At 72.8% G+C, this 12,865-nt stretch carries 11 protein-coding genes; 4 read left to right on the forward strand and 7 right to left on the reverse strand.

The window, feature by feature from the left end; genetic code table 11:
• Positions 1-1,140, reverse strand: a 1,140-nt coding sequence (locus BZZ08_RS14815; protein ID WP_342211009.1) for a tetratricopeptide repeat protein, incomplete at its 3' end; no start/stop codon positions are given.
• Positions 1,141-1,309: 169 nt separating this feature from the next.
• On the opposite strand from BZZ08_RS14815, the gene BZZ08_RS14820 reads away from it, so the two are divergent.
• From BZZ08_RS14820 to BZZ08_RS14830, 3 genes are all read left to right on the forward strand, one after another.
• Positions 1,310-2,743, forward strand: coding sequence for a S8/S53 family peptidase (locus tag BZZ08_RS14820; protein WP_104632676.1), 1,434 nt, complete (start codon positions 1,310-1,312; stop codon positions 2,741-2,743).
• A 71-nt stretch (positions 2,744-2,814) separates the two neighbouring features.
• Positions 2,815-3,390 (forward strand): RNA polymerase sigma factor, encoded by a 576-nt coding sequence (locus BZZ08_RS14825; RefSeq protein WP_104632677.1) that lies wholly within the window; start codon positions 2,815-2,817, stop codon positions 3,388-3,390.
• Positions 3,387-3,896, forward strand: coding sequence for a hypothetical protein (locus BZZ08_RS14830; protein ID WP_104632678.1), 510 nt, complete (start codon positions 3,387-3,389; stop codon positions 3,894-3,896). Before BZZ08_RS14825 ends, BZZ08_RS14830 begins: the two co-directional genes overlap by 4 nt.
• 34 nt (positions 3,897-3,930) lie before the next feature.
• Here BZZ08_RS14830 and BZZ08_RS14835 read toward each other — a convergent pair whose 3' ends face one another.
• Positions 3,931-5,154: a cytochrome P450 gene (locus BZZ08_RS14835; RefSeq protein ID WP_104632679.1), complete on the reverse strand. Its 1,224-nt coding sequence runs from the start codon at positions 5,152-5,154 to the stop codon at positions 3,931-3,933.
• Between the two features lie 97 nt (positions 5,155-5,251).
• On the reverse strand, positions 5,252-6,049 hold the full coding sequence (locus BZZ08_RS14840; RefSeq protein ID WP_104632680.1) for an N-formylglutamate amidohydrolase: 798 nt from the start codon (positions 6,047-6,049) through the stop codon (positions 5,252-5,254).
• 81 nt (positions 6,050-6,130) lie between these two features.
• Here BZZ08_RS14840 and BZZ08_RS14845 point away from each other — a divergent pair, with 81 nt between their 5' ends.
• Positions 6,131-6,472: a DUF5713 family protein gene (locus BZZ08_RS14845; RefSeq protein WP_104632681.1), complete on the forward strand. Its 342-nt coding sequence runs from the start codon at positions 6,131-6,133 to the stop codon at positions 6,470-6,472.
• A gap of 67 nt (positions 6,473-6,539) precedes the next feature.
• Here the strand turns inward: BZZ08_RS14845 and BZZ08_RS14850 are convergent, their stop codons facing one another.
• The 4 genes from BZZ08_RS14850 to BZZ08_RS14865 form a co-directional block, all read right to left on the reverse strand.
• A complete protein-coding gene (locus BZZ08_RS14850; RefSeq protein ID WP_104632682.1) occupies positions 6,540-8,759 on the reverse strand; it encodes an NADP-dependent isocitrate dehydrogenase in 2,220 nt (739 codons plus the stop codon).
• A 102-nt stretch (positions 8,760-8,861) separates the two neighbouring features.
• Positions 8,862-9,923, reverse strand: coding sequence for a mechanosensitive ion channel family protein (locus BZZ08_RS14855; protein ID WP_104632748.1), 1,062 nt, complete (start codon positions 9,921-9,923; stop codon positions 8,862-8,864).
• A 155-nt stretch (positions 9,924-10,078) separates the two neighbouring features.
• A complete protein-coding gene (locus tag BZZ08_RS14860; protein ID WP_104632683.1) occupies positions 10,079-11,590 on the reverse strand; it encodes an amino acid permease in 1,512 nt (503 codons plus the stop codon).
• A 30-nt stretch (positions 11,591-11,620) separates the two neighbouring features.
• Positions 11,621-12,631: a hypothetical protein gene (locus BZZ08_RS14865; protein WP_104632684.1), complete on the reverse strand. Its 1,011-nt coding sequence runs from the start codon at positions 12,629-12,631 to the stop codon at positions 11,621-11,623.
• Between the last annotated feature and the right edge of the window lie 234 nt (positions 12,632-12,865).

Consider the following 12,865-nt stretch of genomic DNA (forward strand, 5'->3'; position numbering starts at 1 on the left):
CACCGCCAGATGCCGTTCCGCGTCCGCCGTCCAGCCGAGGTCCAGCGCGATCCGGCCCGCGAGCAGCGAAGCCTCCGGCGCGGCGGGCGCACCGAAGGCCGCCAGCCGCTCCGCCACCGCCGCCGCGTCCGCGACCAGCCGGCCCGACCCGCGCCCCGTGGCGACCCGCGCCTCGATCAGCACCAGCCGGGCATGCGTCTCGTACCAGGTACGCCGCTGCCCGGCGAACAGCCGCACCGCGACGGCCGCGCGCGCGAGCGCGGTCTGCGGCTCGTCCGCCAGCCGGGCCGCCCGCGCGGCCACCAGCAGCAACTCCGCCTTGCGGGTGGACTGCCCGCCGATCCCGTCCAGCGCCGCGATCGCCCCGTCCGCCTCCGCCAGCGCCTCGGTGGCCAGCCCCGCCGCCATCAGCACCTCGCAGCGCCGGATGGTCAGCATGAACGTCGGCGTGCCCAGCTTGGCGTACCGCTCCTCCGCCTCGTCCAGCAACCGCAGCGCCGCGGGCACGTCACCGGCGCGGAACGCCGCGAGCCCCCGGCTCTCCACCGCGTCGGCCTTGTCGTGCTCCTGGCCCGTGGTGTCCCACAGCGCCTCCGCAGCCGTGAAGTCGGCGTTGGCCCGCTCCACCGAGCCCTGCGCCAGGTGCACGGTCGCCCGCAGCGTCAGCGCCCGCGCCGTCCAGATCACGTCGTCGGCCTGCCGCAGCACCGGGATCGCCCGCCGTACGTCCTCCAGCGCCTCGCCGTGCCGGCCGAGCACCCACCACACGTACGCCCGTCGGTACAGCACCCGCGCGCGCGTGTGACCGCTCCCGCGCGCCACCCCCCGCTCGAACGCGGCCAGCCCCGCCCGGGTGCGTCCGGCGTGCACCAGCGCGACCCCGAGCGTGGCCAGGACGTCCGCCTCCCGCTCGGCCGACTCCGCGCGGGCGGCGAGGTCGCGGGCGCGCCGCAGATGGGCCAGCGCCCGCCGGGTGTCGCCGAAGTCCCGCTGCCAGATGCCGATCACCTGATGGGCGACCGATGCGTGCAGCGGCGAGGGATCGGCGCCCAGCACCTCCTGAGCCCGCGTCAGCGCTTCGCCCGGGGCGGCGAACACCATCGGCAGCAGTTCCAGAACCGGGTCGTTTCGCGCTGTCACCCCACGGATGGTAGTGCTCCGGAACCACGCCACACAGGTTCGAGTCTGTATCAATCGGCGGCCCGGGGACTCTGATTGACGACCGCCGTCACCACTGTGGTCACGTCCGCAGTCACCGCCCCGCCCCGACCGTCGTCACCGCCGCCGCCGCCTCAGTGGAGGGCATGCCATGGCACCACAGCGATTCCGCGAGCAGTTCGACCAGATCCAGCGCTCGATGCCGGACGTCCCGCTGGCGATGGGACCGGACGACTCCGCCGAGTTCCTCTACGAGAAGGGCGTCGTCCTCGCCCGCGACGGCGAGGAGGCACGCCTCGTCGAGGACACCGTGCGCGACCACTTCACCGCCATGGCCGGGCTGACACCGGACCACGTGCGCCGGGCGAGCCCCGAGACCAACCGCACCGGCATCACCCGCATCCAGGTCGCCGACCCCGGCCAGGGCGACGGCGGCGGCGACCCCACCGTCGCCCACGCCCTGCGCTCCCTCAGGACGGTGGAGGGCCGCGCGGGCCGCCGGCTGATCAGCCGCAACCACGTCGTCTCCATCGCCGTCAACGCCTGCCCCGGCGACGAGCCCGTGCCCGTCCCGCTGAGCGAGCCGCCCAACCCGGCCGCCGACACCACACCGTACGACGCCGCGACCGCCGTCGGCGTCCTCGTCATCGACACCGGCCTCATGCACGACTACCGGTCCTACCCGCTGCTGGCCCACACCGAGGGCGACGCCCAGATCAGGGAGTGCGACGACGACGGCGTCCTGTGCCAGTACGTCGGGCACGGCACGTTCATCGCCGGGCTGGTCGCCGCCGTCGCGCCCAACACCGAGGTGACCGTCCGCAACACCCTCAACGACGCGGGCGCGATCCTGGAGTCCGAGCTGGGCCAGAAGCTCTTCGAAGCCGTCGACCGCAGCGGCTGGCCCGAGGTCCTCAGCCTCTCCGCCGGCACCTCCAACGGCCGCACCGACGGCCTGCTCGGCGTGCACGCCTTCATGGAAGAACTCCGCGACCAGCGCACCCTGCTGGTCGCCGCCGCAGGCAACAACGCCAGCGCCACGCCCTTCTGGCCCGCCGCCTACGCCACCCTGCCCGGCTGGGAGGACTCGGTGCTGTCGATCGGGGCGCTGCGCTCCGACGGCGAGTTCGGCGCCTGCTTCAGCAATCACGGCGGCTGGGTGCGGGCCTACGCCCCCGGCGAGCGCCTCACCAGCGCCCTCACCGGCTTCGGGACACCCGTGCCGTACGTCTACCAGCACTCCACCTACGACGCCTGCCGGTTCGGTTTCGGCTACGCCTGCACCTGCCAGTACCCCCGGCACAACGGCGTGCTGAGCGAGCCGGGCGAGGCGCCCGCCAAGCCGGACCAGGTGATGTTCGAGGGGCACGCCCAGTGGAGCGGCACCTCCTTCGCCACCCCCGTGGTCGCGGGGCTGGTCGCCTCTCACATGACGGCGCACCAGGAGACCGACCCACGCGCGGCGAGCCGGCGACTGCTCGCGGCCAACACCGAGTACGCGGAGGTGCGCGGGGCGCATGTGCCCGCGCTGCTGCCGCCCACCTGGCGCCCGGTCTCCGTCGACCCGTCGGCGGGCGGGTCGTGAACGGCCTGCTGCCGGTCGGAACCCTCCGCTCCACGGCGTACGATGGCAGGTCGTACACGAGGGGTGGGACCGTGGACCGTGCAGATGTCGGGGCGCTCGTCCAGTCGGCGGCCGACGGGGACGCGGCGGCCTGGAAGTCACTGGTGGACGGACTCGGCCCGCTGGTCTGGTCCGTGGCCAGGTCGCACGGGCTGTCCGACGCCGACGCGCACGAGGTGTACCAGACCGCCTGGTTCCGCTTCGCCCAGCATCTGGGCCGGATCCGGGAACCGGAGAAGTCCGGCTCCTGGCTGGCGAGCACGGCACGGCACGAGTGCCTGAAGCTGCTCAAGGCCTCCAGGCGGTGGACGCCGACCGACGACCCGCAGCTGCTCGACCGGCCGAGCGAGGACCGCACGCCGGAGGAGTCGGTGCTCGACTCCGAGGAGGCCGCCGCGCAGACCGAGCGCGTACGGCTGCTGTGGCAGGAGTTCGAGGAACTGGGCGAGCGGTGCCGCCAGTTGCTGCGGGTGCTGATCTCCTCGCCACCGCCCAGTTATCAGGAGGTGTCCGCCGCGCTCGGTATCGCGGTGGGCAGCATCGGGCCGATGCGCCAGCGCTGTCTGCGCCGGCTGCGGGCCCGGCTGGAGGCACGGGGGACGAAATGAGCGATCTGAACGACGGGCGCGACGGGCGCGACGAGTACGACGGGCGCGACGAGTACGACGAGGGCGACGGGGAGCTGTACGACGGTCTCCTGGAGGAGGAGCTGCGCCAGGCCGCCGCGATCCTGGACCCGGTCCCGGCCGAGCTGCGGCGGGTCGCCGTCGACGCCTTCGCCCTGCGCGACCTGGACGTCCGCGTCGCCGAGCTGACCTTCGACTCGCTGGTGGACGGCATTCCCGTCAGGGGGGAGACGGACCCGCCGCGGATGCTGACCTTCCAGTCGGACGGTGTGACCGTCGACGTCGAGGTGACCGCCCAGGGCCTGATCGGCCAGCTGCTGCCGCCGGGCCCGGCCGGGATCGAGGTGCTGAGCGGCCCGCGGGCGCATGCCCGGCTGACGGCCGACGACATGGGCCGGTTCACCGGCGAGGCCCCGCCCGCCGGCCCGTTCGCGCTGCGGCTGCGGACCGGCCGGGAGGTGGTCGTCACGGAGTGGCTGCGGGCCTGACGCGTGCCGGACGCCAGGCGCGGGGTGCGCGGGGCTACCAGGTGCAGGGCAGTGTGCGCGGCCCCCTGATCATGGTCTTGCGGCGCCAGGCCACCTGGTCGGCCGGGACCGCGAGCCGCAGCCCCGGCAGCCGGCCGAGGAGCGTGTCGACCAGCAGCTCGGTCTGCATCCGGGCGAGCACGGCGCCCGTGCAGAAGTGGTGCCCGTTGCCGTACGCCAGGTGCGGGTTGGGGTCGCGGTCCAGGTCGATGCGGTCCGGGTCGGGGAAGACGTCCGGATCGCGGTTGGCGGCCAGGTACGAGACGTACACGGGGTCACCGGCGGCGATGCGCGTCCCGCGCACCTCGACGTCCTCCAGGGCGATGCGGGCCAGGCCCACCGAGGTGCGGTGCGAGATCCAGCGCAGCAGCTCGTCCAGCGCCGTGCCGCGCGCCTCGGGCCGCTCGCGCATCCGCGCCATCAGCTCGGGGCGGGTGAGCAGCAGGTACAGCATCTGGCCGACGTTGTGCGTGACGGCCTCGCCGCCGATCTGCAACGGCCCCGCGAGCCCGACGGCCTCCGTCTCGCCGACCTCGCCGCGGCCCACGGCGGCGCCGAGCATCGAGTACACGTCGGTGCCGTCGCTACCGGCCCGCGCGCGGACGGTCTCGGTGATCCACCCGTACAGGCCCTGTTTCGCCCGCTCGGCGGCCTCGGCGCCGCCGGAGGTGGAGATGATCTGCCGGGTCCAGGAGTGCACGCGCTCCCGGTCCGCGGCCGGCACGCCCATCACCTCGCTGACGACGGCGATCGGGAACGGCTCCAGGACCCGCTCGACCAGGTCGGCCGGCGGTCCCTCGGAGAGGACCCCGTCCACCAGACCGTCGAGGATCTCCTGCGCCCGGGGCCGCAGCCGCTTCGTCGCACCCACGGTGAACGCGCCCGCGACCGCGCGCCGCAGCCGGTTGTGGTCGGGCTGGTCGGCGAAGGCCAGCGAGCCGGGGCGCGGCTTGAAGTGCGGGGCGAGACGCGTGATCTGACGCTTGGTCACCTCGGCCCGTCCGAAGCGCGGATCGTTCGTGATCGCCTTCACGTCGTCGTACCGCGTCGCCAGCCAGGCCCAGCCCTCGCCGTGCGGAAGCCGGACGCGGGTCAGCGGCCCCTCGCGCATCAGCTCGGCGAGGACCGGGTCGAACTCCGGGCCGTCCAGGTCGAGGGCGGGCCAGTCCCGCACCGGGGGCGGCGACTGGCCGGTGAGCGTGGTGGTCTCCTGCGTCATCCCCCCACCCTCGCCGCGCACCCGCCAGGCTGTCGCGCGGGGGTGCTCCAGCCGGTGGTCGGCGGTCCGGCGGGTCGGTGGTCAGGCGGTCAGGCGGTCAGGCGGTCACGGAGGCCACGAGCGCCGCCAGCGACTCGGCGAGCCGGGACAGCCCCGGCCCGGCCGGGCCGCCCGGTTCCGTCATGTAGGTGTCCCGGCGGATCTCCACCATCAGCGCGCCGACCTCGGCCCGCGTCCCGTAGAAGTCCAGCGGCACGTACGTGCCGCCGAAGGGGCTGTCCAGCCCGGTCTCCCCGCACGGGGCGAACGCCGCCCGGGCCGCGGCGAGCAGCCCGGGCGGCGTGTGGAAGGCGTCGGTACCCAGGCAGACGGGCGGGCGCGGACCCGCACCGTGCAGTTCGTAGGGGAGCGGCTCGGTCGGGTAGGAGTGCACGTCGATGACCACGGCCCGGCCGGTGGCCGCGAGCCGGTCGGCGACGGCGTCGGTCATCGCCCGCGCGTACGGCCGGAAATACCGCTCGATCAGCGGCGCGGGGTCCGTGCCCCCGGGGCGCAGCACCTCGCGGTGCGACGTCCGCGTGTACACGGCTCCCATCCCCACTGCGGTCATCTCCTCGCGCTCGTCCGGGAACCGCTCCGGGTCCACGACCAGCCGCGACGCCCGGTTCACGAACCGCCAGGGCGTGAGACCGGCCAGCTCGGCGGCCCGCCCGGCGATCTCCGCGGTGTGGGAGTCGGTCATGTGGTCCAGCTCCCGCTCCAGCTCCGCGTCGGACAAGGCGATGCCGGGACGCACGTCGGCCGGGATCTCGCGGGAGGAGTGCGGCACGTGCAGCAGCACGGGGGAGTGCGGAGCACCCGGCAGCAGTTCGAAGGCGGGCGGGGTGTCGGTCACGGGGCGGCTCCGAGGGCGTTGTCAGTGGGGTGCGGGAGGATCGCGGGGACGGTACCGGGCAGCGAGGACAGAGGGGGCGGCGTGCCGATCACCAACCGGGAAGTGGCCGCACATCGGTTTCTGGAGGGGCTCTACGAGGACGACTACTTCCCGCACCAAGTGGTGGACCGGGGCCGCGCGATCCTGCTCCGGCTGTGCGCCCGCGTGGAGGCGGACCGGCCGGGCGACCTGACGGCGCTCTACGCGCTGACCCACGCGGCCACCGAGGAGTTCAACGAGCTGGAGGCGGCCTTCGAGGAGGCGGGCAGCGAGATCGAGACCACGGCCCGGGAGGAGATCGGCGAGGCCTTCTGGTTCGTGGCCCGGGCCTACGGCTTCGCGGACGCGGACCCGGAGGAGCTGATCGCCCCACGGGAGTGGTGAAGCGGCGGCGCCCCGCCTCCGAGGGGACGGAGACGGGGCGCCGGGGGGTCCTGCGGTCCTGGGAGGATCAGGCGAGGGACGCCAGCGCCTCGTTCCAGGTGGCCGACGGGCGCATGATCTTGGCGGCCTTGGCCGGGTCGGGCTGGTAGTAGCCGCCGATCTCGGCCGGCTTGCCCTGGACGGCGTTCAGCTCCTCGACGATCTTCTGCTCGCTCGCGGCGAGCGTCTCGGCGAGCGGGGCGAAGGCCTTGGCCAGGTCCGCGTCGTCGGTCTGCTTCGCCAGCTCCTGGGCCCAGTACAGGGACAGGTAGAAGTGGCTGCCGCGGTTGTCGATGCCGCCGACGCGGCGGGTCGGGGACTTGTCCTCGTTGAGGAACGTCGCCGTGGCGCGGTCGAGGGTGTCGGCGAGGACCTTGGCCTTGCCGTTGCCCGTGGCCTCGGCGTACTGCTCCAGGGACGGCACCAGGGCGAAGAACTCACCGAGGGAGTCCCAGCGCAGGTAGTCCTCCTTGACCAGCTGCTGCACGTGCTTCGGGGCCGAGCCGCCGGCACCGGTCTCGAAGAGGCCGCCGCCCGCCATCAGCGGGACGACCGACAGCATCTTGGCACTGGTGCCCAGCTCCAGGATCGGGAACAGGTCGGTCAGGTAGTCGCGCAGGACGTTGCCGGTGACCGAGATGGTGTTCTCGCCGCGGCGGATGCGCTCCACCGACAGCTTGGTCGCCTCCACCGGGTCGAGGATCCGGATGTCCAGGCCCTCGGTGTCGTGCTCCGCCAGGTACCGCTTGACCTTGGCGATCAGGTTGGCGTCGTGGGCGCGGCCCTCGTCCAGCCAGAAGACGGCCGGGTCGCCGGTGGCGCGGGCGCGGGTGACGGCCAGCTTCACCCAGTCGCGGATCGGCGCGTCCTTGGTCTGGCAGGCGCGGAAGATGTCACCGGCGGAGACCGTCTGCTCCAGCACAGCGTTGCCGGCGGCGTCGACCAGGCGGACCGTGCCGGTGGTGGGGATCTCGAAGGTCTTGTCGTGGCTGCCGTACTCCTCGGCCTTCTGCGCCATGAGGCCGACGTTCGGGACCGAACCCATGGTGGAGGGGTCGTAGGCGCCGTTGGCGCGGCAGTCCTCGATGACGGCCTGGTACACACCGGCGTAGGAGGAGTCCGGGATCACGGCGAGGGCGTCGTGCTCCTGGCCGTCCGCGCCCCACATGTGACCGGAGGTACGGATCATGGCCGGCATGGAAGCGTCGATGATGACGTCCGAGGGCACGTGCAGGTTGGTGATGCCCTTGTCGGAGTCGACCATGGCCAGCTCCGGGCCCTCGGCCAGCTCGGCGTCGAAGGACGCCTTGATCTCGGCACCCTCGGGCAGGGACTCCAGGCCCTTGTAGATGCCGCCCAGGCCGTCGTTCGGGGTGAGACCGGCCTTGGCGAGCGTCTCGCCGTACTGGGCGAAGGTCTTCGGGAAGAAGGCGCGGAGCACGTGGCCGAAGATGATCGGGTCGGAGACCTTCATCATCGTGGCCTTCAGGTGCACCGAGTACAGGATGCCCTCGGCCTTGGCGCGGGCGACCTGCGCGGTGAGGAACTCGCGCAGCGCGGCGACGCGCATCACGGAGGCGTCGACGACCTCGTCCTTCTTCACCGGCACCGACTCGCGCAGCACCGTGGTGGTGCCGTCGTCGCCGACCAGCTCGATCCGCAGGGTGCCGTCCTCGGCGATCACCGTGGACTTCTCGGTGGAACGGAAGTCGTTCTCGCCCATGGTCGCCACGTTGGTCTTGGACTCGGCGGTCCAGGCGCCCATGCGGTGCGGGTGGGTCTTGGCGTAGTTCTTCACCGAGGCCGGGGCACGGCGGTCGGAGTTGCCCTCGCGCAGGACCGGGTTGACCGCGGAGCCCTTGACCTTGTCGTAGCGGGCGCGGACGTCGCGCTCCTCGTCGGTCTTCGGGTCGTCCGGGTAGGCCGGCAGCGCGTAGCCCTGGCCCTGGAGCTCGGCGATGGCGGCCTTGAGCTGCGGGATGGACGCCGAGATGTTCGGCAGCTTGATGATGTTGGCGGCGGGCGTCTTGGCCAGCTCGCCCAGCTCCGCGAGGGCGTCCGGGATGCGCTGGTCCTCGGTCAGGTACTCCGGGAACAGGGCGATGATGCGGCCGGCCAGCGAGATGTCGCGGGTCTCGACCGCGACACCCGCCTGCGAGGCGTACGCCCGGACCACCGGCAGGAACGAATACGTCGCCAGGGCCGGGGCCTCGTCAGTGTGTGTATAGATGATGGTCGAGTCAGTCACCGGGTGCTCCGCTCCACGTCTGCAACATTGCTCGACATCAAGATATCTCGTGATCGACCCCGGCTCGACAGGGGTCGCGGGGAGATTCCGGCCACGCCGCGCTCAGCCGAACGGGACGACGTCCTCGCCCGCCCGCTGCTGCGGGAGGACCACGGCCCCCTGCTGCAGCGCGACCGTCCGGGCGGGCGACGGGATCCGGATGCCCTCCGCGCGGTAGCGCCGGTGCAGCCGCTTGATGAACTCGTGCTTGATCCGGTACTGGTCGCTGAACTCGCCCACGCCCAGGATCACGGTGAAGCCGATCCGCGAGTCGCCGAAGGTGTGGAAGCGGATCGCCGGCTCGTGGTCCGGCACCGCGCCGCTGACCTCGGTCATCACCTCGGCGATCACCTCGTCCGTCACCCGCTCCACGTGGTCCAGGTCACTGTCGTAGGAGACACCGACCTGGACCAGCACGGTCAGCTGCTGCTCGGGCCGCATGAAGTTGGTCATGTTCGACTTCGCGAGCTGTCCGTTGGGGATCACCACCAGGTTGTTGGACAGCTCGCGCACGGTGGTCTGGCGCCAGTTGATGTCCTCGACGTACCCCTCCTCGCCGCTGCTGAGCTGGATGTAGTCACCCGGCTGCACGGTCTTGGAGGCGAGGATGTGAATGCCCGCGAAGAGGTTGGCCAGCGTGTCCTGGAGGGCCAGCGCCACCGCCAGACCGCCCACGCCCAGGGCGGTCAGCATCGGCGCGATGGAGACGCCCAGCGTCTGCAGCATCACCAGGAAGCCGATGGCCAGCACCAGGATCCGGGTGATGTTGACGAAGATCGTGGCCGACCCGGCGACCCCGGAGCGCGAGTTCGTCACCGTCCGCACCAGACCCGCGATCACCCGGGCCGCCGTCACCGTCGCCACGAAGATCAGCAGCACCGTCAGCACCTGGTTGACACCGTGCTGCACCGTCCGCGTCAGCGGCAGCGCCGCCGCCGCACCGGCCACCCCGGCCGCGACCGCCGCCCACGGCGCCACCGTGCGCAGCGCGGCCACGATCACGTCGTCGCCGCCCCAGCGGGTGCGCCCGGCATGGCCCGCCAGCCAGCGCAGCAGCAGCCGCAGCAGGAACGCTCCCAGCAGGCCCGCGCCCAGCGCGATGCCGGCGGGCAGCAGGTGGTCCATGGTCAGGTCCTCGGTCACCGGCAGTCTCCAAACCCACGGGATGTCGGGGATGCGCGATCCGGCGCGACCGCAAGGCAGTTCGACCGGCGCGAGGGCTCATCCTGCCGCATCCCGAGGTGTGGTCCGTACCGTGGCGAGGGGCGGAACGGGGCGTTTCAGACGATGCCCTCGGCGAGTTCCGCCTGCTCGCGGTCGTCGCCGTACGCCGCGGTCGTCGGAGTGCCGTACGAACGGCGGGCGACGAACCACCACACCGTGGCCAATACCAGGACGACGACCAGGGCGACGACGGCGTAGTTCATCGTGTCGACCGTCACCGGGGACGACTGGGGCAGGCAGAACAGCACGGTGACCAACGCCACCCACACCACCGCGACCCACCCGACCGGCCTGCTCCACCGGCCCAGGTTCCAGGGCCCCGGGGTGAACCGGTCGCCGGCCCGCAGCCGCAGCAGCACCGGGATGGCGTACGCCGGGGTGATGCCGATGACGTTGATGGCGGTCACCGCGCCGTACGCCGTCGCCGAGTACAGGGACGGCAGCGCCAGCAGAGCGGCCACCGCCACCGACAGCCACACCGCGGCGACCGGGGTCTGGGTGCGGGCGGAGACCTTGCGCCACAGCGACGAGCCGGGCAGGGCGCCGTCCCGGCTGAACGCGAACACCATCCGGCTGGCGGCGGCCACCTCTGCGTTGCCGCAGAACAACTGCGCCACGATCACCACCAGGAGCAGCGCGCTCGCGCCGTCCGTGCCCAGCCCGTCGAGGAGGATCTGCGCGGGCGGCACCCCGGTCGCGGTGTCGCGCGTCGCGTCGTAGTCCTGGATGGCGAAGGTCAGCCCGGCCAGCAGCACGAAGCCCGCCAGCCACGACACCCAGATGGACCGCACGATGCCGCGCGCCGCCGACACCGAGGCGTTGGAGGTCTCCTCGGACAGATGGGCGGAGGCGTCGTAGCCGGAGAAGGTGTACTGCGCGAGCAGCAGCCCGATCGCGGCCACGTACAGCGGGTTCTCCCAGCCGGTGTCGTTGACGAACTCGGTGAAGACGAAGGACGGCGACTGGTGGTGGTCGGGGACGATCACCAGCGCGCCGACGATCAGCGCCACACCGGCCAGGTGCCACCACACGCTGACCGAGTTGAGCACGCTGACCAGCCGCACGCCGAAGAGGTTGAGGGTGGCGTGCAGCAGCAGGATCACGAGGAAGATCAGCATCGTCTTCTCCGGCGTCGGCTCGAAGCCCCACTGGAGGTTCAGGAACGCTCCCGTGAACAGCGCCGCCCCGTAGTCGATCCCGGCGATCGCGCCGAGCAGCCCCAGCAGGTTCAGCCAGCCGGTGTACCAGCCCCAGCGGCGGCCGCCGAGCCGGTCGGCCATGTAGTACAGCGCGCCGGACGTCGGATACGCGCTGGTGACCTCGGCCAGCGCCATCCCGACGCACAGCACGAACAGGCCGACGCCCGCCCAGCCCCACAGCATCACGGCGGGGCCGCCGGTGCCCAGGCCGAAGCCGTACAGGGTCATGCAGCCGGAGAGGATCGAGATCACCGAGAAACTGATCGCGAAGTTGCCGAAGCCGCCCATGCGGCGGGCCAGCACCGGCCGGTAGCCGAGTTCACGCAGACGCTGTTCCTCGCTGACGGACGGTTCAGAGGGGCGGGACATGAAAGACCTCCGGGACGGAAGGGTGGGGGGTCAGGGGCGCCGTCGGCCGTGGCCGCGGGCGCGGGCGGCCGAACGGCTGCGCGTGCGGGCCTGGAGGAACACCTCCACCGCCCGCCCGGCCGAACCGTCGCCCGGGGCCCGGCAGGCCCAGGGCAGCGGCGTCCAGTAGGGGCCGAGCGCGTCGAACACCTGGTTCGCCTCCCGGAACCGCAGGGCGCCCCACAGCGCGTGGGCCAGGTGGTTCAGGTCCGGCAGGGACCGCTCGTCGCGCGGGGAGAGCGCGAACCAGGAGTCGAACGCCTGCCGTGCCTCACGGGTGGCGTCCTCCGCCACCCAGTGCAGATCCAGCGCCGCCTCCCGCGCACCCGAGCGGCGGTAGCGCTCCACCCGCACGTACAGCGGCAGCACGTGCAGCGCCGAGCCGGGCGGCGCCGAACCCGCCGCCCAGTGCGCGAACCCGGCCGCCCGGGCGAGGCGTTCGGAGTCACCCCGCGGATACAGGAACTGCAGCATCCGGTGGTGGGCCTCCCGGTTGTACGGGTCGCGCTTGCCGGCCTCGGCGAGCAGGCCCCACGGGCCCGGCGGCAGCATCGGCTCCGGCGGCGCCATCCGGTGCTCCTCCCAGCGCTGCCCCTCGTCCAGCCGGGCCAGCGCCAGCAGACACACCCACGGCACCGGGTCGTGGGGCGCGGCCCGCGTCGCCGCGTCGCAGGCGTGCCAGGCCTGCTGCCACAGTTCGCGGGTGCGGGAATGGCCCTCGCGATGCGCCCGCAGCGTGCGCTCCACGACCACCCGGGCATGCATCACCGCGGCCGCCAGGCTGTGCGGCTCCTCCGCGAGCCAGGCCCGCACCACGTCCGTACCGGCCGCCGAGGCCGCGAGCACCTGGGTGCGCCGCGTCCACTGCGCCCAGGAGCCGGTCTGCTCCAGCAGGATGCGCATCGACATCCAGCGCCCGGCCCGCACCTCCTGGAGGGCGGAGCGCAGCGCGGTGTCGTGCCCGGCGGGGTCGTAGGCGGGCTGTGCACCGTCCCTGGCCATCACACGCCCGCGGCAGGGAGCGGAACGGACCGTACGGCGGCATGGCGTGACAAACAGCCCTCCCCGGGGGCGGTGGTGCGGTGGTCGAGCGGTCGGCGCACACTATAGAGGCGGAGATTCCGCCTCTGTTCGCTTTCACGGCACCGGCGCAAAACCACGGCCACCAGGGCGAACTGACTGGACGTCAGCCACCCTTGACGCCGTGTGTCCACGAGGGCAGGCTGGCGCGCAGTG

The sequence above is a fragment of the Streptomyces sp. MH60 genome (assembly GCF_002939385.1).
Lineage (GTDB): Bacteria > Actinomycetota > Actinomycetes > Streptomycetales > Streptomycetaceae > Streptomyces.